Source organism: Aeromonas sp. QDB11 (assembly GCF_027705265.1).
Taxonomy (GTDB): Bacteria; Pseudomonadota; Gammaproteobacteria; order Enterobacterales; family Aeromonadaceae; genus Aeromonas; species Aeromonas allosaccharophila.
In genome coordinates this window covers 23,871-49,669 of sequence record NZ_JAPDBM010000037.1, presented here as the reverse complement: position 1 = coordinate 49,669, position 25,799 = coordinate 23,871, and the positions used below count along the sequence as shown (strand labels likewise).

Here is a 25,799-nt window from a genome sequence, read left to right as displayed (position 1 = left end):
ATGACTCATGATGAACCCTTTTTCATGGCTCCAGATGACAAACATGATCTCATATCAGGGACTTGTTCGCACCTTCCTTAGCTTGTTTGCGTAATGCAGAGGCGATTCTTCCTGAGCTAGAGTCTGATATTTCCAGAGTGGAAGAACTTGCTGCGATGAGCATTGGAAGTGCAGTCCCAGCAACTGTAACGGGCATAAGAATTGAAGCAGAACGATCCGCCTCGTATGAATGCACCTTTTTTGACGGGGAACATGAAGATGAATTCATAACCATCAGCAGAGATTCTGGTGGCTACCTTTTTACTGATGCTCAGAGCAAGCGTGCAAGGTGAAAGGGCTATAGAAAAGGCTTTATAAGAAGCTGACGAAGCTGACACAGAACCTGATAGACAAATGCCGCCATCTTGGCGGTATTTGTCTATCTGTAGGCTGTAGGAGAGTTGGCCAAGACTTCCTTTTCCTACCAAGGCAGGTAAGCTGCGGGGCAAATAGCGTCAAGCAGGAGAAGGGACGATGACAGAGCAACATTTCGCCGGGACGATCGGCATTCTGGGGGCGGGTTGGCTCGGGCTGCCGCTGGCGCGGGCCCTGCTGGCGGCAGGCAAGCCGGTAGCGGTGACGGTCAGCAGCGCCGAGAAGGCGGCACGTCTGCGGGGGGAGGGGATCAACGCCAATCCGCTGACCATCTCTGCCAACATGGGCTCTGCCGAGATGCCCATCGCTGATCAAAAAGCGCCGTGGCCCATCCCCTGCGAATCGTTGGTTATCTGCGTACCGCCCAGCAAGACCGATGACTATCCGCAAGCGGTGGCAAAGGCCTGCGCATTGGCCAAAGCGAGTGGCACCCGGCGGGTGCTGTTTGTCAGCGCCACCTCAGTGTGGGGGGCAGGGCAGCAGGAGGGGGAAGAACCCCAACCCCGCCATGCCCGTGGCGAGCGGATGCTAGCGGCGGAGCAAGCGGTGCTGGCGGCCGGTTTCGAGGTGGTGATGATAGTGCGCCCCTCCGGCCTTTATGGCCCGGATCGCCATCCCGGCCGTTTCCTCGCGGGCAAGACTCTCGATGGCGGCGCCCAGTCGGTCAATCTGGTTCATCTGGACGATGTGGTGGCGGCTTGCATGCTGCTGCTGGAGCGGGGCAAGGACGGGAATGTTTTCAACCTGAGCGCACCGGTACATCCGCGCCGCGAGCAGTTCTACCCCTTTGCGGCGCGCCAGCAGGGGCTGCCTGTGCCGGTCTTTATCGAGCCTGCCGGTGAATTTCAGCCCATCGACGGTCAGCTGATTTGCCAGCAGATGGGATTCAACTATCGCTGGCCCGATCCGGCCCACTGGTTTGCCGAGCTCGCCGCCTCGGGCAATTGAGGTTTGCCAAGGGGGTGATCGCCCCCTATCATGCCGCCATCCATGAGAGAGAGGCGGTAATGATGGTAGATACAAAACGTCACCCCGATGGGGAGTTGTTGCTGAGAACCCTGGCAATGCCAGCCGATACCAACCCCAATGGCGACATCTTTGGTGGCTGGATCATGTCCCAGATGGATATAGGTGGGGGCATTATGGCCAAGGAGCTGGCAAAAGGACGTATTTGTACCGTATCCGTCGAAGGCATGACCTTTCACAGTCCGGTCAAGGTGGGCGATGTGGTCTGCTGCTACGGTCGCTGCATGAAGATCGGCCGCAGCTCCATGAAGCTCAAGCTGGAGGTGTGGGTCAAGCCGGTACTGCGGGAAAACGATGCCCAGCGTTACTGCGTGACCGAGGGGGTCTTTACCTATGTCGCCATCGACGACAACGGTAAATCCCGCCCGGTTCCGGTCAGCGTCTGATCAAATCAGCCGGGCATTGATGATGGATATTTCCTGCTCAAGCCCGGTTTTTTGCCGTATCATGCGTTCCAGCATCTCTTCCGAGCCCACATATTGCAGGGTGTCAAACAGGCAGAGATCGCATTGAGGGTCCCGTCTTATCTGATAGACGGTGGCCAGCTCCACTTGATGACAATTTCCTTGTTGATCATAAAACGTCACGCAGTACCGAAGTTCTCTCGCCATTGACAGGCTCCTTCTGGTTGGGTGGAACAGGGACTATCAGCTTAGTCGGCGTGGATGACGTTTGTGATGGTCGCAACAAAAAGCAAAGGCGGGCGGTTGTTAGCCAATGAAAAATAGTTATCGCATTCTTGGCACCTCCCTGCTGACCCTGGGGTTGGTAGGTTGTTTTGAGGTGCCGGATCAGAACCATCTGGTCACTGCTCAAGGGATTGTGCCGGGACTCGACTGCCAGCGTCCGCCGCTGGTAGCGTTGGCGACCACGGCGCTGCCCCGCGAATTCGGGGTGACGGTATGGAATCTCTACAAGGGTCAGCGCAAGAACTGGCGCGAAGGGATGGACAGTTATGCCAAGGGGCAGGATCTGGTGTTGCTGCAAGAGTCGGCCACCCGCCCCGAGATGCTCGACTGGCTACGCGCCGGTGATTTCCAGTGGCAGCAGCTGCAAGCCTTCACCCAGGGCGGCGTCTCGTTCGGGGTGATGACGGTGGCCAAGACCCCGCAGGCATTCGTCTGTGGCGTGCGCTCCCCCGAGCCCTTACTGCGCATCCCCAAATCCGGGCTGGTGAGCCTCTATCCGCTGCAGGGCGACCCTGACGGCGTACTGGTGATCAACCTCCATGCGGTCAACTTCGAACTGGGGATGGCCACCTTCCGCGAGCAGCTCAACGATCTGACTGCCTTGGTACGCCGCCATCAGGGGCCGGTTATTCTGGCCGGTGACTTCAATACCTGGAGCGACAAGCGCCAGTTCTGGCTGAATAAACTGGTGGACGAGCTGGGCCTGCAAGAGGCCGTGCCGGTGCCTGATCTGCGCCGCACTGCGTTTGGTCGTCCGCTGGATCACCTCTACTACCGCAATCTGGACTTGGTCGAGGTGAGCTCACCAGCGACCGATTCCTCGGATCACAACCCCATCATTGCGCGCTTTGCCGCCCAGTCGGTGACCCCCTGATCGGGGATGATGTGCGCGTGTTGCCCATAAAAAAATCCGGCGCCTGATGGCGCCGGATTTTTTTTACGCTCTGGCGGTTAACCCGCTCGGGCTGACCCGCAGGTATTACTGGTAGAGACCCAGATTCTCTTTGGCGTAAGCTTCGAAATCGGTGCAGCCACCGATGTGCTGCTCGTCCAGGAAGATCTGCGGCACGGTATTGACCGGCTTGCCGGCGCTCTTGGCCAGATCTTCTTTGGTGATCCCTTCGGCATGGATATCCACGTAGCGGAATTTGAAGTCATCGCGCTGCTCGGTCAGCTGCTCGGCGATCTGTACGGCACGGACACAGTAGGGGCAACCCGGGCGACCAAAAATCACTGCAAACATATTTTCTCTCCGTTCTTTAAGCCGTTTTGCTATGGCCGTTGATATGAGGCAGGCAACAGCATAGCCCTGCCTCGTGGCGACTTGAAGCCGAAATTATCGATACCGTGATTCGAGTGGGCCTATTACGGCATCACTGCTGCTCGGCGATCTGGATCGGTTGCTGCTGGTAGATGCTCTCCAGCACGCCCTTCTCGAATACGGTCCAGGGCCAGGGTGCCTTGCTGGCACGGTAGCGCTCATGGGTGGCCGGATCTTGGGACAGGCCGCGCTGGAACATCACGAACGCCTTGCGCTGGCCGCCTGCCGTGTCGATAAAGCCCACCAGATTGGAGGTGCCGGTGATGGTCCCTGTCTTGGCGTGCACCTTGTTCTTCATCATGGGGGCGGTGACGCTGCGGCGCCACGCCAGGGTGCCATCCACCTGAGAGCTTGGCAGCAGCTTGATCAGGCCAAGTTCGGCATCATTTTTCTGGATGAAGTTCAGCACTGACATCATCTGACGGGCGCTGATGAGATTGTGAGCGGAGAGACCGGAGCCGTCTGCCAGAGTGGCGTTGCCCAGATCGATGCCGTTCTTGGTCAGGATGGCGCGCACCGCCATGGTGCCGCTGCGATAGCTGCCCGGCTTGTTGTAGTAGTGACGGCCCACGGTTTTGAGGAAGGTGTCGGCGTAGAGGTTATCCGATTTCTTCAGCATCTTGGCGAGCATCACCGGCAGGGAGACCGAGTAGTGAGTGCCGAGGGTCTCAGCCCCTTCAGGGGCCTTGTGGGTGACCCGCAGCAGGCCATCATGCTTGATACCGGCACGGTTCATCGCCCAGCGGATGTTGTCCCAGCCCCAAGCCTCCACATCGTGAATGGCGAAACGCAGACCCTGCGGCTCCTTGTTCGGGGTGATGCAGCCCTTGAGCTCGTAGAAGTTGCCCTTGGCCATGTCCACTTCCAGTGCGCAGAACTGGCGCGCCATGTCGCCATAGCTCATCACCTCCACGTTGTCGGCACCGATGCCGATGGGCACGCCGGTAGCTACATTGCCCACCGCCGGTTTGCCAATCTGGGTGGCAGTGATGGTGCCGTAGGCGCAGTTCTTGTCGATGATGACCGAGGAGACAGGAGCGGCGAAGCAGAGGGTCTGATCCCCCCACGACCAGCCGTTACCGCGCTCGTAGCCGTTGTAGGCGCCGGTGTTGACGTAGACATTGCCCTTGATGCTGCTGACGCCGAGCTGTTTGAACAGGGCCAGCAGATCCATGCGGGAGAGGGTGGGGTCACCGACGAAGTTGATCCAGATATCGCCGTTGATGGTGTCACCCTGTTTGGCGCCCGGCTGAGCCTGAATGTCGGTGGCAAAGCGGAAGTCGGCACCCAGCTCAAGGCGGGCTGCCAGGGCGGTGAGCACCTTCATGGTGGAGGCGGGGGCGATCATCTGATCGGCATGGCGGGCGAACTCCACGCCGTTATTGCCCTGCACTATGATGGCGTACTGGCCACCCTGAGGGGGCGTCAGCGGGGCGGCCTGAGCCGCCAGAGAAAAGAGAGCACAAAAACCAATCAACAGCCGCTGCATAACATCCTCTAACGTGACGAAGGGACCCGGCAGTGGTGCCGGCCCTGATAATTCAACCTTGTTTCACCCGCCGATGCAGGATCGGCCGTGGCAAAGCAATTCATACGATTTATGCCGGTCGCCACTGGCCATCACGCCAGCGAGTTGGCGGTGCGATAGCGACCCTCATAATCAAAAATCTTCTCTTTTATCTGCCAAAAACGACCCGATTTGCGGGCGATGACGAAATCGGGATGGCGAAACTGGCTTTCTGCCGCCAGCACGCTCGCCAGGGTGGCAAATTCGGGCTCCAGACCCGGGGCGGGCCAATGATGACGCACAAAGTGCTGTTGAAACAAGCGCCGCGCGCCCTCGGAGTGAAATCCGAAGTACTCGCTGAGGGTCAGACCATCCTCATCGTGGTAGGTCACCTCCAGCCGCTCCCCCTGTTTGCCGCGCCCTGCGGTGAGGGTTAGCCCTGCGCAGCGAATGACCATGCAATCCTTGAGATTGAGCGCCTCTTTAAGCTTGTCGTCCGGATCCACCAGCAGCTGATCGCAGCTCTGGCAGCGGCGGGCGGCAATATCGTTCTCTGCGCCGCAGCCGGGGCAGATCTTGGCCCGAAAGCGGTAGTCGCACTCCTCGCGATTGCCCTCGTCATCTTCAAACAGCCCCTGACAGCGGCGACCGTAGTGCTCGATCACCTTGCCATCCTCGTCGGTCTTGCCCCAGAAGGTGTTGGCAAAGCCGCAGGCGGGGCAGGGAACCTGCACCGGCTCGGTGCCTGCGTGGGGGCGGGGTTCCCCCACTTCGGGGGCGAACAGGTTGAAGTTGTTGCCCGCATAGTCGAGCACCAGACAATCCTCTTTGCCCGGCGAGAGGCGCAGGCCCCGACCGACGATCTGCTGATAGAGCGACACCGACTCGGTGGGGCGTAGCATCACGATGAGATCGACATGGGGGGCATCGAAGCCGGTGGTGAGCACCGCCACGTTGACCAGAAACTTGATCTCCTGTGCCTTGAAGGCGCTGATAAGGGCGTCGCGCTCCGGCCCCGGGGTCTCGCCGGTGACGAGGGCTGCACTCTGGGATTGGGCCTGCAGCAGCCCCTGAATTTCCCGGGCGTGCTCGACGGTGGCGGCGAAGATCATCACCCCCTGCCGGTCGGCGGCATACTCCAGCACCTGACTCAGGATATGAGGGGTAACCCGCTGCTGGCGCTTGAGCTCGCCGTTAAGATCCGCCTCGCTGAACAGGCCGTTCTCCCGAGCCACCAGCTTGCTGAAGTCGTAGTGGACGATGGGGGCATCCACCATGCGCGGCGGCGTCAGGTAGCCGTTTTTCACCATGAAGCGCAGGGGCAGCTCGAACACGCAGTCGCCAAACAGCCGCTCGCCGTGGCTCTTGACCATGCCGTGGTAGTGGCGTCGGTAGATCCAGCCCAGCCCGAGCCGATAGGGGGTGGCGGTGAGACCTAGGATCTTGAGGGCGGGATTGGCTGCCTTGAGATGCTCGATCACCTGATGGTACTGGCTGTCGTCATCGAGCGAGACCCGGTGGCACTCGTCGATGATCAGCAGCGAGACGGCGCCGTCGAAGGCCGCCAGATTGCGGGCGACCGATTGCACCGAGCCGAACACCACCTGAGCGCTCGCCTCCTTGCGATCCAGCCCTGCGGCGAAGATGTCGGCCTTGAGCCCCCACGCCTCGTATTTGGCGTGGTTCTGCTCCACCAGCTCCTTGACGTGGGCCAGCACCAGCACCCGACCGCGTGCCTTGCGGGCCAGTTCGGCGATCACCAGACTCTTGCCCGCACCGGTGGGCAGCACCACCACGGCAGGGTCCGGGTGTTTGCGAAAGTGGCTGATCACGGCGTTGACTGCGTCGGTTTGATAGGGTCTGAGAACGAACATGAGGGTGTGGCGTTTGGGCATGGTGTGGCGCCATTATAGGGATCTTGCCGCCACAAAAACAGCGGGCCGGCATGATGCCGGCCCGCTGGGAGGTAGGGTGCTGATTAATGGAACGGGAAGATGTAGTTCATCCAGCTTGCCATGCGCAGCAACACTTTCCGCATGATGGAGACATGGTGGAAGTAGTGGGTATAGATAGCAGCCTGACCACTGGCACCGGCGATCACCTGATACTTGGGCCACTCGGGGTCAGTGATGGAGATGATCACAGGCAGACGGCCCGGACGCACCGCAGTAGTCTGATCCAGCAGACCGGCGTTGGCTTGCACGTTACCGGCGGCAATGGCCGGGATCACTGCAGTCACCTTGCCCTTGAAGATCTTGCCGGGGATGCCATCGATCACCACTTCGGCCTCGTCGCCAATCGCCAGACGCTGCATGCTGTTTTGCCAGAACCAGCCGACATAGGCGGTCTCATCCTTGTGGATGAAGGTCATCACCGGGCGGTACATGAAGGGGGTGGCGATCATGCCGGGGCGCAGGGCCAGCTGCACTACATGGCCATCGCTCGGGGCATAGACCACGGTTTGGGCCAGCTGATACTTGGCTTCCAGCAGCTGAGCTTGCAGATCGTTCAGGGTGGCTTTCTGCTGGTCAATCTGGGCCACGATATCGTCTACGTTGGCCTGGCTGACATCCAGATCACGCTGTTTGCCGACACCACGTTGCATCAGCTCTTTGGCGCGATCCCGATCCAGCTTGGCGGAGCGCAGCCGCGCTTCGATGGATTTGAGGTGTTCGCGGTTGGATTCGACCCGTGCGGCGAGGCTGTCTGCCTTCAGGCGGAACGGCTCATCATCAAGGCGAAACAGCACATCCCCTTTTTTCACCAGCTGGTTGGGCTTCACCGGGACTTCAACGACCCGGCCCTTGACCAGCGGCACAATCGGGGTGGATATGTAGTAATTGCGCGCCATCTCCGAGTAGGGATGGTTGTAGTTCATCAGTATGATCAGGGCGCCGATGATGATGATGCCACCCAGTGCGGCAGTGGGAACCGTCCACTTGTTGAGCGGGATACGGAAGATTTTGAATACGGCCACACACAGTGCCGTATAAGTCAGGATCAGTAGCAGGTCCATGGTTTATCCCTGTTGCTCACTCTGTTCGATAGTGTTGATACGGCTCTTCAGATCGGCCAGCTCCTGCTTGAGAGCGGCCAGATCGTCTTCATCTTTTTCCAACCGCTGGCTAAAGCCCCAGCCGCGATCCGGCCGATAGAGGGTTGCCCAGATCCAGAGGAAGGGCCACAACACATGCAGGGTAAACAGGCTGACCCAACCCGCGACATGAATAGCATCCTGATGAGGGTGATTCCGGTGTTTGGCAATATCGTAGGGAATATCGTGGATCACGATGATTCCATAAAAAATGACCAGCCCGACAAAGACGAGCAGGCCAAGAGCAAAATAATCAAGGGCCATTTATAACCTCCACTGGCATGACGCGCAGCTTAATCATGGGTTCCAACAAGCACTAAAGCAATTAAGAATCACATATTTATCGTTATTTCGCACGGAATCTTAAGCGCTTTCGCTGTATTGAAGCTGAAGCCATCACAGAGTTTTGTTATTACTTTATTTGTCATTTAAAAAGGCGCCATAAGGCGCCTTTTTATGCTGTTTTTTGCAGCATTTTTTGCCGTATTACCCTTCACTGGCACGGCTGACCAGCGGTTGGCGGAATTTCACCAGGAAGGCAACGGTAATCACTGCGGTGGCTGCCAGACCGATGATGGTGGAGATCCCCATCTCCAGCCCGAACCCGATGGGGGCGTTGGCCAGATAGGTGAACACCACGGCGGTCATGAACATGGCGGGCAGGGTGCAGACCCAGTGCAGCTTGCCCTCTTTGATGAGGAAGGCGGCAGCGGCCCACAGCATGATGACGGCGGTTGTCTGGTTGGCCCAGCCGAAGTAGCGCCAGATCACCCCGAACTCGGCCTTGGAGATGATAAAACCAAGGATGAACATGGGGATGGCGATCAGTAGACGCTTCATCAATGGCTTCTGGGTCATCTTCAGGAAGTCCGCCACGATCAGGCGCGCACTGCGAAACGCGGTGTCACCGGAGGTGATGGGCAGGATCACCACGCCGAGGATGGCCAGAATGCCGCCCACGGTGCCGAGCAGGCTGGTGGAGACTTCGTGTACCACGGCGGCCGGGCCGCCGTTGGCCATGGTGGCGTTGAGCGCTTCGGTGCTGTCGTAGAAGGAGAGACCCAGGGTGCACCAGATCAGGGCGATGATCCCTTCACCGATCATTGCACCGTAGAAAATGAAGCGGCCGGATTTCTCGTTTTGCATGCAGCGCGCCATCAGTGGTGACTGGGTGGCGTGGAAGCCCGATACCGCGCCACAGGCGATGGTGATGAACAGCAGCGGCCACAGCGGCAGCTCGGTCGGGTGCAGGTTGGAGAAGTCCATCCCGGTGTTGTAGAAGCCTTTGCCGGAGGCGATCAGACCGATGATGAGGCCGACCGACATGAACACCAGCAGGGCGCCGAAGATGGGGTAGAAGCGGCCAATGATCTTGTCGATGGGGACTATGGTCGCGAGGATGTAGTAGGCAAAGATCGCCACGATCCAGTAGACCAGATCGGTGGAGGTGAGGTTGGCGAGCAGCCCTGCCGGGCTCAGCACGAACACCACGCCCACCAGCATCAGTAGCACCACGGCAAACAGGTTCATGAAGTGCTTGGCGGCGGTGCCCAGATGCTCACCGACCACGGTCGGCACCGAGGCGCCCTTGGCGCGCACCGACAGCATGCCGGAGAAGTAGTCGTGTACCGCACCGGCGAAGATGCAGCCAAAGACGATCCAGAGCATGGCGACCGGACCGTAGAGGGCACCGAGGATCGGGCCGAAGATGGGGCCGACGCCTGCGATGTTGAGCAGCTGCACCAGATAGACTTTTTTGTCCGACATGGGGACATAGTCCACCCCGTCAGCCATGGTAATGGCGGGGGTTTTCAGCTCGGGTTTTGGGCCAAATATCCGTTCGATGAACTTGCCATATATGAAGTAGCCGGCCACAAGCAAGCCGACACAGAGGAAGAACCAGATCATTGTTACGCTCCTGCATTGTTATTTTTTAGTGTGCAGAGCGAGTCTAAAACGGTTGCGCCTGTCTGGCAGGTGAAACCACCCGAGCGGCGTTTTGGCGCGCCGAGCGGTCGGCGGCTGTGATCAGGCGCACACTCTTGGCTTAGTCCAGTCCCAGTTGATCCTTCAGTTCCTTGAGATAGCGGCGGCTGACTGGCACCCGAGCACCGCTCGGGGTGACGATCTCCGCCAGTTGGTTATCCAGCAGCCGGATCTCGAAGATGGCGTTGGGGGATACCAGATACTGGCGGTGGCAGCGCAGCAGCGGGCTCTTCTCCTCTAGAGATTTGAGGGTGAGCTGGGTGTGGAACAGCTCGCCCTGACAGGCCACATGGACGCCACCGAGATCGGAGAAGGCATACTCCACCTGCGTGATGGGCAGCAACCTGACCCGATTGTGCAGATAGCCCGGAATGTGTTCGATGGTGGGGGCGAGCCGCTCGATGGGCTGTGGGGAGATATCCTGCTTGAGGCGAGCCAGCGTCTTGGCGAGGCGCGCGGGCTCCACCGGTTTGAGCAGGTAGTCGAAGGCGTTCTCTTCGAAGGCCTGGATGGCGTACTCGTCAAAGGCGGTGACAAAGACGATGCGGGGCAGGGGGTCGAGCATGGCCACCAGTTCCATACCGCTCAGCTTGGGCATCTGGATATCGAGAAACACCACGTCGGGCTTGAGCCGTTGAATAAGCGGCAGCGCCTCGATGGCGTTGGCCGCTTCCCCCACTATCTCGATGGCGGGATCGCAGGCCAGGTGCTGTTTCAGCTCCTCACGGGCGTAGAGTTCGTCATCGACAATCAGGGTGCGGATCATGGTTGCTCCTTGGGGATGGTGAACGAAACCCGGGTCCACTGCTCCGGCTCGCACGCAATAGTCACGCCGTAGCGTTCGCCAAAGGCACTCTTGAGTCGCCGGTCAACGATGGTCATGCCAAGACCGTCGCCAGCGGGGCGCGCTTGCCAGGTGCCGGCATTATCTTCCACATGGATGGTGACGCTGGCGGGCTGTTCCTCGGTCCAGAGGCGAATGCGCCCCTGCTCCAGCAGGGTCGAGATGCCGTGCTTGATGGCATTCTCGATCAGCGGTTGCAGGGTGAAACTGGGCAGCCGCAGTGTGGCCAGATGGGGCGGGATCTCGTTGATCACCGTCAATCTGTCGCCAAAACGGGCCAGTTCGATCTCCAGATAGGATTGGCAGTGCTCCTGCTCCTCCTGCAGGGTGGCAAGGCCGCTCTGGCGCTTGAGATTCTTGCGAAAGAACAGGGAGAGGTGCAGCAGCAGACCCCGCGCCTTGTCCGGATCGCGCCGGGTGATGGCACTGATGGTGTTGAGGGTGTTGAACAGGAAGTGGGGGTTGATCTGCGCCTGGATCAGCTTGAGTTCGGATTGCACCAGCAGCCGCTGATGCTGCTCCAGCCGACCGGCCAGCAACTGCTGTGACAGCAGGTTGGCAATCCCTTCCCCCAGGGTGTGGTTGATCTTGAGAAACAGCCGCTTCTTCGGCTCGTAGAGCTTGATGGTGCCGATCACCCCCTTGTCTCCCTGCAGCGGGATCACCAGCACTGAGCCCAGCTGGCAAGCGGGTGAGAGGCTGCAGCGATAGGGCTGGCTGTTGCCATCGGCAAACAGCACCTTGTTGCGGGCGATGGCCTTCATGGTGATGGCCGACGCAATGGGGGTGCCCGGCAGGTGGTGATCTTCCCCGGTGCCGATAAAAGCGAGGATTTTCTCGGTGTCCGTGATGGCAACGGCCCCTACGCCGGTCTCTTCCTGAATGATGCGGGCAATCTTGCTGCTCGCCTCTGGCGTAAAGCCCTGACTCATGATCCCTACGGTGCGGTTGGCGATGTTGAGCGCCTTGGCGGAGAAGACCCGTGAGAACTTTTCATACATCTGCTGCTGGTCGCGGATCATGCTGATAAAGAGCGCAGCGCCGCAGGAGTTGGCCAAAATCATCGGGGTGGCGATGGTGCGCACCAGCAGCAGGGATTTGTCGAACGGGGTGGCCACCAGCAGGATGATCAGCATCTGCATGATCTCGGCATAGAGGGTGGTAAAGAAGGCGATCCGAGGTTGAAACAGGGCATCCGTTCGCCCCGCGCGCATCAGCCGCCAGTGCACCACTCCGCCGAGCAAGCCTTCGCAGGTGGTGGAGATGGCGCAGGCGAGATCGGTAAATCCCCCCAGCGTGTAGCGGTGCAGACCACCGGTCAATCCCACCAGAAATCCCACCAGCGGGCCCCCCAACAGCCCCCCCAACACGGCGCCGACCGCCCGGGTGTTGGCGATGGCATCGTCGATATCGAGGCCGACATAGGTGCCGAGGATGCAAAAGCTGGAAAAGATGATGTATATCAGTATCTTGTGAGGTAGTCTCACCGAATAGTTGGCAAGCGGGCGCAGCAGCGGACTTTTGGAGAAGAGATAGGCGATCACCAGGCTGACGCTCATCTGTTGCAGCAAGGAGAGGACCAACTGCATAAAAAACGTTCCTCATAAGTCGGGTGAAAAAATAACCAGCCCGTGAATAAGTGTGATCAAGATCTTGTTCTGTTGGCCAAAAGGGCTGCAACGGGCCGCCAGTTTGCCAGAACAGGTGGATAAAACCATATTAAATCAGCATGTTAAATTGATATTTGTGTAAGCGGCCACGGGTTGATATTGATGGGTAGAGCATGGAAGTATCCGCTGGATACGCTACACGGAGGTGGCATGCTCCGCCCAGCCCCATGGCTGGGCGTTTTTTATACATGGTCAGATGGCAACCTTGGGATAGGGATTCGAGCAATTATTCCGGTTTGTCCAATGAGTTATCCCCAGCTTCTGGGGATAACTCAGAAGGCAAAGTAGTAGCAGAAGCGGCGGGTCAGATTGAAGAACTGCCGTTGTCCCTCATCCAGTTCGTCCTGTTTGATAAACGCGGTGATGGTGCGTTCATCTTCCCGCAGATCGATCATGGCGACCGCTTCCGGCCGCTGCGCCTTGATATAGGGCAGGATCTTCGGTTTGAGGGGCATGGTGGGCTCGGTGGAGAGCACCAGCGCGATGCTCTCGTCCGAGAGTTTCACCAGTGATCCTGGCGGATAGACCCCCAGCACCTTGACCAGCAACTTGACCAGATTCTGGTCGAACTTCTTCTGGGATAACTTGTAGAGCTGGCTGATGGCCTGACTCGGCGCCGCCGGGGTACCGCTGTTGCGGGGATGGAGCAGTTCGTCGTAGAAGTCGACCAGTCCGATCAGCCGGGCCAGCGGCGGGATCTCCCCCCCCTTGATCCCGAGCGGATAGCCGCTGCCATCGAGTCGCTCGTGGTGCAGATGGGCGACCTGACGGATTTTCGGCTCAAAGGCGTTGAGCTGGGTCAGCATGTCGAGCCCGTATTGCGGGTGCATGTTGAGAAAGTTCTGCTCTGCCTTGCTGAGCTCCCCACGCTTCTGGATGATCTGGCTCGGTATTTTGAGCTCGCCGATATCGTGGATAAGTCCGGCCAGACCGGTTTCTTCCAGTTCGATGGGATTCATGCCCAGCTCGCGCGCCATCAACATGGCGATAAAGGCCACGTTGAGACTGTGCTGCAGCAGGATATCGGTGTGGGGGCTGCGAATAAGGTGCAGCCCGAGGGGGCCCTCGTGCTGACTGAGGGTGAAGGCGGCATTGCGGACGATCTGGGCGGTGTTGGCCAGCCCTTCATCCGGTTTGAGATTGAGCGCCCCGAGCGCATCGCGCAGCTCGCTCATGGACTGGCCAAAGGCTTTGTCGGCGGCGCGCATGGAGCGGCGAAAGGCCTTCTCGTCAAAGGGGGGCGGGCCCGAGGCAATCAGCTCTTCCAGCTCGTCAAGATCAGGTCCTGCATCGGGAATATCACCGCGCAGCAGCGGCTCGATAGGCAGATCGCTCTTGTCGGGGTCGACCATCAGCAGGGTGAGATCAAGATGACGGATAATGTCGAGTTGCTGCTGATCCTTGATCTTGAACGTATTGAACATGAACGGATGGTTGGTCCAGCCGGTCGGAAGGTGGATAAAGTGGCCTACTCTCAACTGCTCTATCGAGGCTTGGATCAGTGCCATCAGTGAACCTGCATTTCGTGAATGCCTACTCAACAAGCTAGCAAAATCCAAGGGATAGACAACTAAAAATCCATTGTGAGTGAGGTGATTACCCCACGCTGTGATGGCGCGCACTAGCACCACGCTTCCCTTCTTAATTCGTTCTTAAGTTTGACTTCCTACGCTGGCCCCGTCGTTTCTGTTGGCTTGACCGCGCCCTCTCTCTGTAGGCCGGTATGTAGGAGTTGTTTATGCGAGTGACCCTCGGTGTACTGCAGACCAATCTGTTGCTGGTGCTCTTTTTCGCTCTGGTACTGAACTGGCCAATCTTTTTGCATTTCTATACGGTGCTCAGTGGTCTGACCCATGTCAAAGCCGGGTTTGCCATCTCGATCCCGTTGGTGCTGATCGCGGCGCTCAATGCCGTGTTTATTCCCTTCACGTTCCGGTTTGTGCTCAAGCCCTTTTTTACCTTGCTGATCCTGAGCGGCTCCATCGTCAGCTACGCCATGCTCAAATACGGCGTCATCTTCGATGCCGGCATGATGCAGAACATAATCGAAACTAACAGTGGTGAGGCTGGGGCCTATTTGAATGGCTCGGTGGCACTCTGGTTTCTGCTGACCGGGCTGCTGCCTGTTCTGGTGCTTTGGTCGATCAAGATCCGTTATCCAGCTCGCTGGTATCAGGGGCTGGCGTTGCGGGCAGGTGCGCTGGCCATCTCCCTGCTGTTTATCGGGGGCGTTGCCGCACTTTACTATCAGGATTACGCCTCGGTCGGGCGTAACAACAAGTCGCTGGCCAAAGAAATTGTGCCCGCCAACTATGTCCACGGCCTCTACAAATATGGGCGGGATGTACTGTTTGCCACCACGATCCCCTACCAGCATCTGGGGACTGACGCCAGGGTGGTGGCCCGGGGAGGCAAGCCGACCTTGATGTTCCTGGTTGTGGGGGAGACTGCGCGCAGCCAGAACTACTCCCTGAACGGTTATGGAAAGGCAACCAACAGCTTCACCTCGAAAGAGCAGGGGGTGGTGTCGTTCAAGGATGTGCGTTCCTGCGGCACGGCAACCGCCGTATCGGTGCCTTGCATGTTCTCCAACCTCACACGGCGCGGCTACGATGATCAGCTCGCCAGCTCCCGTGACGGCCTGCTCGATGTGCTGCAGCATGCCGGGGTATCTGTGCTGTGGAAAGAGAACGATGGCGGTTGCAAAGGGGTGTGCCGCAATGTGCCGACCATCGAGATCCTTCCCAAATCCTATCCGGCGCTCTGTCAGGGAGAGTCCTGCTATGACGAGGTGCTGCTGGAGGGGCTGGATCAGCAGATTGCCGGCATGAAGGGCAACAAGTTGGTGGCCTTTCATCTGATGGGCAGCCATGGCCCGACCTATTTCCGTCGTTACCCTGCCAGCGAGCGCGCCTTTATGCCGGACTGCCCGCGCAGCGACATTGAAAACTGCAGTAACGAAGAGCTGGTCAACACCTATGACAACACCATCCGCTACACCGACAAGGTAGTGGGGCTACTGATAGACAAGCTCAAGTCGCTGGAGAGCCAGTACGATGTGGGACTGGTCTATCTCTCCGATCACGGCGAATCCCTCGGTGCCATGGGGCTCTATCTGCACGGCACCCCCTACAAGTTTGCGCCGGATGACCAAACCCGGGTGCCGCTGTTGACCTGGTTCTCGCCTCAGTTACAGGCCGATCGCCAGCTTGATATGGGTTGCCTGGCGGCGGAGGCAAGCAGCCAGCGCTTCTCCCATGATAACCTGTTTCACTCCATGCTGGGGATCATGGATGTGCAGACAAGTGTCTACGACAACAAGCTGGATCTGTTCAAGCCGTGTCGGGCGGGCTAAATCTCCAACGAGCACACAATAGAAAACGGCAGCCAGTGGCTGCCGTTTTGTTATCTCGCAAGGTAAGTCCTTACTTCTGCTCCATGATGATCTGCAGCAGATCCCCTTCCAGCAGGGCGCGCTTGACCAGCGCAAAGCCGCCATAGGTCGGCTGGTTCTGGAAGCGGGCCTTCACGATGGGCAGGCCACGGTGGAAGCTCGGCAGGGATTGATGCTCGACGCAGCGACGGATGGCCGGGAAGAGGATCTCTTCGGCGGCGGTGATTTCGCCGGCGATCAGCACCTTCTGCGGGTTGAACAGGTTGACCGTAATGGCTACCGCTCGTCCCAGATGCTCACCGACGTTCTCGATCACGCTGCGGGCCAGTTCATCACCGGCCATGGCCGCCTTGCACACCTCCTGAATGGTGATGTGCTTCTCTTGCAGCGCGCTCTGGTGGCCGCGGCTGATGAGCTCCTTCACCTTGTCGATGATCGCTTCGTTGGAGGCGATGGTCTCGAGGCAGCCGAAGTTGCCACAGTGACAGCGCTTGCCGAGCGGCTCGACCTGAATATGGCCGATCTCGCCGACGTTGCGGTTCTGACCAAGGAACACCTGACCCTTGGTGATGATCCCCGAGCCCGTCCCCTGGTGAACACTCACCAGAATGGAGTCCATGCAGTCGCGGGACTCGCCGAAGAAGTGTTCGGCCAGCGCCAGCGAGCGGGTGTCGTTACCCACGTAGCAGGGGAGGTTAAAGTGGTTTTCCAACAGCTTCGCCAGTCCCAGATTGCGGATCTGGTACTTGGGGGTGTAGATGACCATACCGGATTCCGGGTTGACCAGACCCGGCATAGTCAGTGCGATGCTGATCAGGTTGCGGCTGCGTTCGCGGTTGGCATCGATAAAGGCGCCAATCTCCCGCAGCAGCATGTCGACCACGGGTTGCTGGTCGATCTCGGTCACCTGGGTGACGTGCTGGTCGAGCTCCTTGCCATCGAGGTCATAGAGACTCAGTTGCAGGTAGCCACGGCCCAGCTTGGCAGAGACAAACTGAAAGCGTTGTTTGATGGTGGTCAACGAGATGGCTCGCCGCCCGCCGGTAGAGGCTTGCGGTGAGGTCTCCTTGATCAGGCCATGCTCGATCAGTTGCCGGGTTATTTTGGTCACGCTGGCCGGGGCCAGCTGACTCAACTCGGCAATCTTGACCCGGGAGATGGGGCCTTGCAGATCGATGAGCCGATACACGGCTGCACTGTTGACCTGCTTGATAAGATCTACGTTTGCTATTTGTCCGCCAGTCATGATGTCACTGTTGTGTGTAGTGTCCGTTAACCACGGTCCCACGGACCGTGAAGTCCTGATCGAAGACAGTGAGGTTGGCTACTTTACCGACCTGGATACTACCGAGACGTGAGTCCCATCCAATGGCGCGAGCGGGGTAGAGGCTGGCCATTCTCAGTGCTTCATCGAGCGGTAATCCGACCTGCTTGACCAGATTTTCCACCCCCTCAATCATGGTGAGGGAGGAACCGCCGAGTGTACCATTCTCGTCGACACACTGACCATCGCGTAAAAAGACGGTGGTGCCACAAAAATCAAATTTCTCAAAGCCTTCCGGCGCGCCGGCTGCCGCGGTGGCGTCGGTGACCAGCACAAGTCGTTCCCCCAGCACCTTGTGTGCCAGTCGCACGTTGGCCCAGTGAACGTGGTGACCATCGACGATGATGCCGGCATAGACATCCTTGCGATCATAGATGGCACCCACCACGCCCGGCTCGCGACCATTGAGGGTCGGGGTCATGGCGTTGTAGAGGTGGGTCGCAAAGCGAATACCGTTATCGAATCCGGCCATCGCCTGATCGTAACTGGCGGCAGTGTGACCGGCCGAGACCAGAATGCCCGCGTCCACCAGACGGCGGATATGGGCCGGCTCGTTGCGCTCCGGTGCCAGGGTGATCTTGGTGATGGCATCCGCGTTGGCGCAGAAGAAGTCGATCATCTCGTCCGCTGGCTGGCGAATTTGCGCGGCAGGGTGGATCCCCTTGCGCTTGAGGTTGGTGTAGGGCCCTTCCAGATGGACACCCAGCACCTCGTTGGGGTTGGCCGCCATGTAGTCACGGGTGACCGCAACGGCCTGCTTCATGTCGGCATCCGGACTGGTGATCAGGGTCGGCAGGAAGCTGGTGGTACCGGATTTGAGGTTGGCGGCCTGCATGGTCGCCAGGGTCTCGGTGGTGATGTCGGTGTTGAACATCACCCCGCCACAGCCGTTGAGCTGCACGTCGATAAAACCGGCGGTCAGGTTGGCGCCCTTGAGGTCAATCTGCTCGATGCCCGCTGGCAGCTCGGCCAGGTGAGAGATGGCGACAATCTTGTCGCCCTCGACAAGCACCCCGTAGCCGGTCAGCACGCAGCTGCCGGTGTAGAGGGTGCAGTTGGTCAATGCGTACATGACGACTCCTTACAGACGGCCGATGTTGGCGGCTTCCAGCTGCTGGAAGTAGCGGACGGTCTTGACCTTGAGCTCCATGGTGGAGGGCTCGTCGCACACCATCATTCCCTTCGGATGCAGTTGCAGGGTGGAGATGGTCCACATATGGTTGACGCTGCCTTCCACGGCGGCTTGCAGGGCCAGTGCCTTGCTGTGACCGGTGACCAGGATCATGATCTCTTCGGCATCCATCAGGGTGCCGACACCCACGGTCAGCGCCAGCTTGGGCACCTGCTCCATGTCGCCGCCAAAGAAGCGGGAGTTGGCGATGCGGGTATCTTCGGTCAGGGTCTTGACCCGGGTGCGGGAGGAGAGGGAAGAGGCCGGCTCGTTGAATGCGATGTGGCCATCGTTACCCACGCCACCCATGAACAGGTGGATCTTGCCGTAGGACTTGATCTTCTCTTCGTAGCGCTTGCACTCGGCCACCAGATCGTCGGCATTGCCGTTGAGGATGTTGATGTTCTCGGGGCGAATGTCGATGTGACAGAAGAAGTTGTTGTGCATGAAGCTGTGGTAGCTCTCCGGGTGATCCTCCGGCAGGCCGACGTACTCGTCCATGTTGAAGGTGACCACGTTCTGGAAGCTCACTTCACCGGCTTTGTGCAACTCGATCAGGCGCTTGTAGGTGTTGAGCGGAGTACCACCGGTAGGCAGACCCAGTACGAAGGGGCGATCCGCCGTCGGCTTGAACGCGTTGATGCGGTCAACGATGTAACGGGCAGACCAGAGGCCTACTTGGCTGGCAGATTTCAACGGGATCAGGCGCATGATGGATACCTCTGTTTCGGGTTGCGACCGGGTTGGCGGTGGCAATTGGCTAAGACGGATTCAAGTTGTTTTATAGCGTAAATAAAGATTGCGAACTAAGCCACATCTATCCACCACCTTTATCTTGTTTGGGTGATAACGATCACGATTATCGGTTTATTAATTTGCGCAGCGAAATAAAAGCCCTAGACTGCCAATCAAGCCTTGATGGCTTATGCGTCAAACGTGATAAGCACTTAATTTCTAGAAAAACATTAACTAAGGAGAGGAACCGTGAACATTCTCGGTTATTTGCAAAAGATCGGCCGTGCCCTGATGGTGCCGGTAGCGGTATTGCCTGCCGCAGCGATCCTGATGGGGGTTGGCTACTGGATTGACCCGAATGGTTGGGGTGGTGACAGCGCGCTGGCTGCCTTCCTGATTAAGGCGGGTGCAGCCATTATCGATAACATGTCCGTACTGTTCGCAGTCGGTGTCGCTTACGGTATGTCCAAGGATAAAGACGGTTCTGCTGCCCTGGCAGGTCTGGTCGGCTTCTTGGTGGTTACCACCCTGCTGAGCCCGGGTGCTGTGGCCCAGATCAAGAGCATCCCGGTGGATCAGGTTCCTGCCGCGTTTGCCAAGATCAGCAACCAGTTCGTCGGTATCCTGTGTGGTGTTATCGCCGCTGAGCTGTACAACCGCTTCAGCAGCGTCGAGCTGCACAAGGCACTCTCCTTCTTCTCCGGTCGTCGTCTGGTACCGATCGTAACCTCCGTCGTGATGATCGTTGTCTCCTTCATCCTGATGGCGGTATGGCCGGCAATCTACGGTGGTCTGGTCTCCTTCGGTGAATCCATCGTGAGCCTGGGTTCCACTGGCGCCGGTATCTACGCCTTCTTCAACCGTCTGCTGATCCCGATTGGTCTGCACCACGCCCTGAACTCCGTGTTCTGGTTCAACGTGGCCGGTATCAACGACATCCCGAACTTCCTGGGTGGTCAGGCTACCATCGATGCCGCGCTGGCCGCTGGCAAGAGCCTGGATCAGGTGAAAGGCGTGGTCGGTATGTACCAGGCTGGCTTCTTCCCCATCATGATGTTCGGTCTGCCGGGTGCCGCTCTGGCCATCTACCACTCCGCCAAGAAAGAGAACAAAGAGAAAGTTGCTTCCATCATGATCGCAGCTGCCTTTGCCTCCTTCTTCACCGGTGTCACCGAGCCGCTCGAGTTCTCCTTCATGTTCGTGGCGCCGGTACTGTATGTCATCCACGCCGTACTGACCGGTATCTCCGTGTTCATCGCTGCCTCCATGCACTGGATGGCTGGTTTCGGCTTCAGTGCCGGCCTGGTGGATATGGTGCTCTCCAGCCGTAACCCGTTGGCGACCAACTGGTACATGCTGATTGCTCAGGGTCTGGTGTTCTTCGGCCTCTACTACGTGGTGTTCCGCGCAGTGATTGCCAAGCTGAACCTGAAAACCCCGGGTCGTGAGGAAGATGAGGACACAGCTCCGGCTGTCGCCCAATCTACCAACCGTACCGAGCTGGCCAAGCAATACCTGGAAGTGCTGGGTGGTCAAGAAAACCTGGTCTCCATCGATGCCTGCATAACCCGTCTGCGTCTGACTCTGAAAGACCGCAGCGTCGTCGATGAGCGCAAGCTGAAAGCCCTGGGTGCGGCCGGTGTGGTCAAACTCGGTGAGCAGAACCTGCAGGTGATTCTGGGCCCCTTGGCCGAAATCATCGCCGGTGAGATGAAAGCCCTGCGTTAATCGAGCACTCGCTCACCTCAAGTCTAAGTCCATTGTTGACATAACTAAGGGCCCCGCTCCGGGGCCCAATATAAAAAAGCCAAGAAAATCCAACCTTTACTTCAAATGAGAGCAGCAGTTATGAACTTGAAACATTCTCTGTTAGCCATTGCCATGTCTACCGTTTTTGCCGGTCCTGCGCTGGCAGCCGATGCCGCCAAGCAGGCCGTGGTCGACTCCCTCGCCAGTAACCTGGTGGTCAAGTATGAAGTGGTCACCAACGACGGTGCCGGTGCCGGCCTCGATTGCCAGGCGCTCGGTTCCGAGTGGGCGAGCTGTGGCGTTGCCAAGCTGCACCTGACCAACACCGGTGCTGACGTGACCTCCAAAGACTGGAGCATCTACGTCTCCTCCATCCGTCGTATCCAGCGTGTGGATAACGACCAGTTCACCATCACTCACCTGACCGGCGATCTCTATCGTTTGACGCCAACCGAGAAGTTCCAGGGCTTTGCCAAGGATGCCACGGTCGAAGTGCCGCTGGTGGTGGAATACTGGGTACTGTTCGAATCTGACATCATGCCGAACTGGTATGTCGCCAGCGAAGGTGCCGAGCCGAAAGTACTGGCCAGCATGAGCAACATCAATGATGCCAGCACCTACGAGAAGCCGATGCCGGCCGATGGCTGGAAGCGCACCAAGGATGACAAGAACATCCTGATGAACAGCGAAACCCGTTTCGCGGCCAACCAGACCAGCACCCTGCTGCCGGCTGGCAAGATTGACAACCAGATCCTGCCGACCCCGATGAAGCAGGTGGTCAAGGCTGGTCCGCAAATCGACTTCTCTACCATCAAGCTCAATGCCCTGGATTTGCCGAGCGATCGCGCCGAGGCCCTGAAGGCTCAACTGACCAAGCTGGGTGTTACCCTCTCCGACACCGGCTACCCGGTGACCATCAAGCTCGGCAGCAAGCTCAAGCAGGCTGAAGGCTATGACATGACCATCGGTCAGAAGGGCACCGTGATCCAGGGTCGCGACATCGACGGGGCATTCTGGGGTGCACAATCCCTGATCTCCCTGCTGGGTGTTGATGACAAGCTGGTGAGCCCGATGACCGTCGAGGATGCGCCGCGCTTTGAATACCGTGGCATGCAGACCGACGTGGCCCGCCACTTCCGCAGTCTGGATACCATGAAGAAGCTGGTTGACCAGATGTCTGCCATGAAGCTCAACGTGCTGCACCTTGGCCTGACCAACGATGAAGGCTGGCGTCTGGAGATCCCGGGTCTGCCGGAGCTGACCCAGGTCGGTAGCCAGCGTTGCCACGACGAGTCCGAAACCAAGTGCCTGATGCCGCAACTGGGTTCCGGCCCGACCAGCGACAACCAGGGTTCCGGTTTCTACAGCAAGTCTGACTACGTGGATCTGGTGCGTTATGCCAAGGCCCGCGGTGTGACCGTGATCCCCGAGATCAACATGCCGGCCCACGCTCGTGCTGCTGTGATCTCCATGGAAGCGCGCTACAAGCGTCTGATGGCGGAAGGCAAAGAAGCGGAAGCCAACCAGTTCCGTCTGACTGATCCGGCTGACACCTCCAACGTCACCTCAGTCCAGTTCTACGACAAGATGTCCTTCATCAACCCTTGCCAGCCAGGTGCTGCCACCTTCGTGGCCAAGGTAATGGATGAAGTTGCCCAGATGCACCAGGCCGCTGGTCAGCCGCTGACCGCATGGCACTACGGTGGTGATGAGGCGAAGAACATCATGCAGGGCGGTGGCTATCAGGATCCGGCCGTCACCAAGAAAGAAGAGCTGGTCGCCTGGAAAGGCAACGTCGATTCCAGCAAGCAGGACAAGCCGTTTGGCAAGTCCCCGATGTGCCAGAAGATGATCGACGAAGGCAAGATCAAGGAAGTGGGCGAGCTGCCGGTTTACTTCGCCAAGGAAGTGGGCCAGATGGTCAAAGACCGCGGCTTCTCTACCCTGCAGGCGTGGGAAGATGGCCTGAAGTACGCCAGCGGTGCCAAAGACTTCGCCACCGACAACACCCGAGTCAACTTCTGGGAAACCCTCTACTGGGGTGGCTTCAACGAAGCGATGAAGTGGGCGCACAAGGGTTACGAAGTGGTGCTGTCCAACCCGGATTACCTCTACTTCGATTTCCCGAACGAAGTACATCCGGCTGAGCGTGGCTACTACTGGGCAACCCGTTTCAACGACACGCGCAAGGTGTTCGCCTTCGCCCCGGAAAACCTGCCGCAGAACGCCGAAACCTCGGTTGACCGCGACGGCAACGCCTTCGTGGCCAAGGGTGACCAAGATCCGGTCAAGTTCAAGGGGATCTCCGGTCAGCAGTGGAGTGAAACCGTGCGTACCGATGCTCAGTACGAGTACATGGTCTACCCGCGTATCTTCTCCGTGGCCGAGCGTGCCTGGCACAAAGGCGGCTTCGAGCTGGATTACGTGAAGAACCGCGAGTTCTCCGGCGAGACCAAGCATGTCAACAAGGCCACCCTCAACAAAGAGTGGAACCAGTTTGCCAACGTACTGGGTCAGCGCGTGCTGCCGAAACTGGATCAGGCCGGTGTTGAATACCGCCTCTCCGTACCGGGTGCCAAAGTGGTGAACGGTGTGCTGGAAGCAAACGTGGATCTGCCGGGTCTGCCCATCCAGTACAGCCTGGACGGCACCAACTGGAGTGCCTATGACGCCGCGGCCAAGCCGAGCGTGAATGGCAAGGTCTACCTGCGTACCACCAGCTTCGATGGCAAGCGCACCAGCCGCGTCACCGAACTGAACTGATAGCAGTCAACCGTTAATGCAAGGTGGGTCGCAAGACCCGCCTTTCCCAAGGGCGATGGCGCATCGGGTTTGGGAAAGGTTGACTGTGCGTGTGAGCCTTTGTTGTGTGTAATTGTCTGTTTTGTTTTTCATCACTTTTAGCCCCGCCTTGTGCGGGGCTTTTTTATGCATTTGCTGCGCAATGTGCCAACCCCGCCCGTTTTTAGTGGCGCAATGGCCGGGAAATGGCCCGGAAGTGCCAAATTCAGGTTGAGGCAGCGCCCGTAATGAGGGATCATACCCGGCTTGACGGCGGGGGGATGAGGGTGCCAGCCGGCACAACTTCCGCCAGTGACGCTTTTTTGAGGTGAGCCATGAGTCAGGCGAACAGCCCAACTAACTTTATTCGTCAGATCATTGATGAAGATCTGGCCAGCGGTAAGCACACCAGCGTGCATACCCGTTTTCCGCCCGAGCCGAACGGTTATCTCCATATCGGCCACGCCAAGTCCATCTGCCTGAACTTCGGCATCGCTCGTGACTATCAGGGCCAGTGCAACCTGCGTTTCGATGACACCAACCCGGTGAAGGAAGACATCGAGTTCGTAGAGTCCATCAAGCAGGACGTACAGTGGCTCGGCTTCCAGTGGAGCGGCGAGATCTGCTACTCCTCCGACTATTTCGACAAGCTGCACGGCTATGCCATCGAGCTGATTGAAAAGGGTCTGGCCTATGTGGACGAGCTGACGCCCGAGCAGATGCGCGAGTACCGTGGCACCCTGACTGAAGCGGGCAAGAACAGCCCGTTCCGCGATCGCAGCGTGGAAGAGAACCTGGCGCTGTTTGCCAAGATGAAGAACGGCGAGTTCGCCGAAGGCACCGCCTGCCTGCGCGCCAAGATCGACATGGCATCTCCCTTCATGGTGATGCGCGATCCGGTGATCTACCGCATCAAGTTTGCCCACCACCACCAGACCGGTGACAAGTGGTGCATCTACCCGATGTATGACTTCACCCACTGCATCTCGGACGCGCTGGAAGGGATCACCCACTCCATCTGTACCCTGGAGTTCCAGGACAACCGTCGTCTGTACGACTGGGTGCTGGACAACATCACCATCGACTGCCACCCCCGTCAGTACGAGTTCTCTCGTCTGAACCTCGAGTACACCGTCATGTCCAAGCGCAAGCTGAACCTGCTGGTGACCGAGAAGCACGTCGATGGTTGGGATGACCCGCGCATGCTGACCGTCTCCGGTCTGCGTCGTCGCGGCTACACTCCGGCCTCCATCCGCGAGTTCTGCAAGCGCATCGGCGTCACCAAGCAGGACAACATCGTCGAGATGAGCATGCTGGAAGCCTGCATCCGCGAAGACCTCAACGAGCATGCGCCGCGCGCCATGGCCGTGCTGCATCCGGTGAAAGTGGTTATCGAGAACCTGGCTGCCGACGAAGTGCTGACTGCCCCGGCCCACCCGAGCAATGCCGAGATGGGTACCCGCGAGCTGAACTTCACCCGCGAGATCTTCATCGACGAAGCGGACTTCAAAGAAGAGGCGAACAAGCAGTTCAAGCGTCTGGTGCTGGGCAAGGAAGTGCGTCTGCGCAATGCCTATGTGATCAAGGCCGAGCGCATCGAGAAAGATGCCGATGGCAAAGTCACCTGCATCTACTGCTCCTACGACCCCGAGACCCTGGGCAAGGATCCGGCCGATGGCCGCAAGGTGAAAGGGGTGATCCACTGGGTCAGCGCCACTCACTCCCTGCCAGCGGAAGTGCGTCTCTACGATCGTCTGTTCAAGGTACCGAACCCGGGCGCCGAGGATGACTTCGAAGCTGCGCTGAATCCGGAATCCCTGGTGATCATCGAGGGGGCTCGTGTTGAGGCATCCCTGAAGAACGCCAAGCCGGAGCAGGCTTACCAGTTCGAGCGTGAAGGTTACTTCTGCGCCGACAACAAGCTCTCCAGCCCGGAGCATCTGGTGTTCAACCGCACCGTTGCCCTGCGCGACTCCTGGGGCAAAGTCGAAGGCTAACTCAGTAGGGCAGGGGAGACCCTGCCCTGTGCGATGCCACGGCCTGCGCCGGACAATAAAAAAGCCAGCTGATGCTGGCTTTTTTATTGTCCGTTAT

Annotated in this window: 20 protein-coding genes; 7 read left to right on the top strand and 13 right to left on the bottom strand. The window is 58.6% G+C overall.

Annotated features, from left to right (window positions below; genetic code table 11):
• Positions 1–513: 513 nt before the first annotated feature.
• Both OKC40_RS13565 and yciA read left to right on the top strand, forming a co-directional pair.
• Positions 514–1,362, top strand: a complete 849-nt coding sequence (locus OKC40_RS13565; RefSeq protein WP_270795551.1) for an NAD-dependent epimerase/dehydratase family protein — start codon at positions 514–516, stop codon at positions 1,360–1,362.
• 59 nt (positions 1,363–1,421) lie between these two features.
• On the top strand, positions 1,422–1,826 hold the full coding sequence (gene yciA, locus OKC40_RS13560; protein ID WP_270795548.1) for an acyl-CoA thioester hydrolase YciA: 405 nt from the start codon (positions 1,422–1,424) through the stop codon (positions 1,824–1,826).
• Here the strand turns inward: yciA and OKC40_RS13555 are convergent, their stop codons facing one another.
• Positions 1,827–2,051: a hypothetical protein gene (locus OKC40_RS13555; protein ID WP_042061420.1), complete on the bottom strand. Its 225-nt coding sequence runs from the start codon at positions 2,049–2,051 to the stop codon at positions 1,827–1,829.
• A 106-nt stretch (positions 2,052–2,157) separates the two neighbouring features.
• On the opposite strand from OKC40_RS13555, the gene OKC40_RS13550 reads away from it, so the two are divergent.
• Positions 2,158–3,003: an endonuclease/exonuclease/phosphatase family protein gene (locus tag OKC40_RS13550; RefSeq protein WP_075114512.1), complete on the top strand. Its 846-nt coding sequence runs from the start codon at positions 2,158–2,160 to the stop codon at positions 3,001–3,003.
• 105 nt (positions 3,004–3,108) lie between these two features.
• Here the strand turns inward: OKC40_RS13550 and OKC40_RS13545 are convergent, their stop codons facing one another.
• The 9 genes from OKC40_RS13545 to OKC40_RS13505 form a co-directional block, all read right to left on the bottom strand.
• Entirely contained in the window at positions 3,109–3,405 is a 297-nt protein-coding gene (locus OKC40_RS13545; protein ID WP_257496286.1) for a GrxA family glutaredoxin, read from the bottom strand.
• A 97-nt stretch (positions 3,406–3,502) separates the two neighbouring features.
• Positions 3,503–4,939 carry a D-alanyl-D-alanine carboxypeptidase/D-alanyl-D-alanine endopeptidase gene (gene dacB, locus OKC40_RS13540; RefSeq protein ID WP_270795546.1) on the bottom strand — a complete coding sequence of 479 codons (1,437 nt, stop codon included), beginning with the start codon at positions 4,937–4,939 and terminating at the stop codon, positions 3,503–3,505.
• A gap of 131 nt (positions 4,940–5,070) precedes the next feature.
• On the bottom strand, positions 5,071–6,831 hold the full coding sequence (locus tag OKC40_RS13535) for a DEAD/DEAH box helicase (RefSeq protein ID WP_270795553.1): 1,761 nt from the start codon (positions 6,829–6,831) through the stop codon (positions 5,071–5,073).
• A gap of 104 nt (positions 6,832–6,935) precedes the next feature.
• Positions 6,936–7,973 (bottom strand): HlyD family secretion protein, encoded by a 1,038-nt coding sequence (locus OKC40_RS13530; RefSeq protein WP_075112117.1) that lies wholly within the window; start codon positions 7,971–7,973, stop codon positions 6,936–6,938.
• Between the two features lie 3 nt (positions 7,974–7,976).
• Positions 7,977–8,315 carry a DUF3302 domain-containing protein gene (locus OKC40_RS13525; protein ID WP_058053676.1) on the bottom strand — a complete coding sequence of 113 codons (339 nt, stop codon included), beginning with the start codon at positions 8,313–8,315 and terminating at the stop codon, positions 7,977–7,979.
• A gap of 222 nt (positions 8,316–8,537) precedes the next feature.
• Positions 8,538–9,959 carry a carbon starvation CstA family protein gene (locus OKC40_RS13520; protein WP_182970749.1) on the bottom strand — a complete coding sequence of 474 codons (1,422 nt, stop codon included), beginning with the start codon at positions 9,957–9,959 and terminating at the stop codon, positions 8,538–8,540.
• 139 nt (positions 9,960–10,098) lie between these two features.
• Positions 10,099–10,803, bottom strand: a complete 705-nt coding sequence (gene btsR / locus OKC40_RS13515) for a two-component system response regulator BtsR (protein WP_139407533.1) — start codon at positions 10,801–10,803, stop codon at positions 10,099–10,101.
• Positions 10,800–12,470, bottom strand: a complete 1,671-nt coding sequence (locus OKC40_RS13510; RefSeq protein WP_270795542.1) for a sensor histidine kinase — start codon at positions 12,468–12,470, stop codon at positions 10,800–10,802. Before OKC40_RS13510 ends, btsR begins: the two co-directional genes overlap by 4 nt.
• A 353-nt stretch (positions 12,471–12,823) precedes the next feature.
• A complete protein-coding gene (locus OKC40_RS13505) occupies positions 12,824–14,059 on the bottom strand; it encodes an HD-GYP domain-containing protein (protein ID WP_182970751.1) in 1,236 nt (411 codons plus the stop codon).
• A 230-nt stretch (positions 14,060–14,289) separates the two neighbouring features.
• Between OKC40_RS13505 and OKC40_RS13500 the strand changes: the two genes are divergently transcribed.
• Complete coding sequence (locus tag OKC40_RS13500; RefSeq protein WP_270795541.1) at positions 14,290–15,906, top strand: phosphoethanolamine transferase; 1,617 nt, start codon at positions 14,290–14,292, stop codon at positions 15,904–15,906.
• Positions 15,907–15,976: 70 nt separating this feature from the next.
• Here OKC40_RS13500 and nagC read toward each other — a convergent pair whose 3' ends face one another.
• From nagC to nagB, 3 genes are read right to left on the bottom strand one after another with little or no spacing between them, the layout of a single operon-like run.
• Positions 15,977–17,191: a DNA-binding transcriptional regulator NagC gene (nagC, locus tag OKC40_RS13495; RefSeq protein WP_042057499.1), complete on the bottom strand. Its 1,215-nt coding sequence runs from the start codon at positions 17,189–17,191 to the stop codon at positions 15,977–15,979.
• Positions 17,192–17,195: 4 nt separating this feature from the next.
• On the bottom strand, positions 17,196–18,341 hold the full coding sequence (gene nagA / locus OKC40_RS13490; protein ID WP_042657090.1) for an N-acetylglucosamine-6-phosphate deacetylase: 1,146 nt from the start codon (positions 18,339–18,341) through the stop codon (positions 17,196–17,198).
• Between the two features lie 9 nt (positions 18,342–18,350).
• Positions 18,351–19,151 (bottom strand): glucosamine-6-phosphate deaminase, encoded by an 801-nt coding sequence (nagB, locus tag OKC40_RS13485; RefSeq protein WP_042057494.1) that lies wholly within the window; start codon positions 19,149–19,151, stop codon positions 18,351–18,353.
• Positions 19,152–19,424: 273 nt separating this feature from the next.
• On the opposite strand from nagB, the gene nagE reads away from it, so the two are divergent.
• The 3 genes from nagE to glnS all read left to right on the top strand — a co-directional run bounded on the left by nagE (position 19,425) and on the right by glnS (position 25,702).
• The gene (gene nagE / locus OKC40_RS13480; RefSeq protein WP_058053683.1) at positions 19,425–20,903 is read left to right on the top strand and encodes an N-acetylglucosamine-specific PTS transporter subunit IIBC; all 1,479 of its coding nucleotides are present in this window, start codon (positions 19,425–19,427) and stop codon (positions 20,901–20,903) included.
• Between the two features lie 120 nt (positions 20,904–21,023).
• Positions 21,024–23,687, top strand: a complete 2,664-nt coding sequence (locus tag OKC40_RS13475; protein ID WP_182939288.1) for a beta-N-acetylhexosaminidase — start codon at positions 21,024–21,026, stop codon at positions 23,685–23,687.
• 353 nt (positions 23,688–24,040) lie between these two features.
• A complete protein-coding gene (gene glnS, locus OKC40_RS13470; protein ID WP_182939289.1) occupies positions 24,041–25,702 on the top strand; it encodes a glutamine--tRNA ligase in 1,662 nt (553 codons plus the stop codon).
• Positions 25,703–25,799 lie beyond the last annotated feature (97 nt).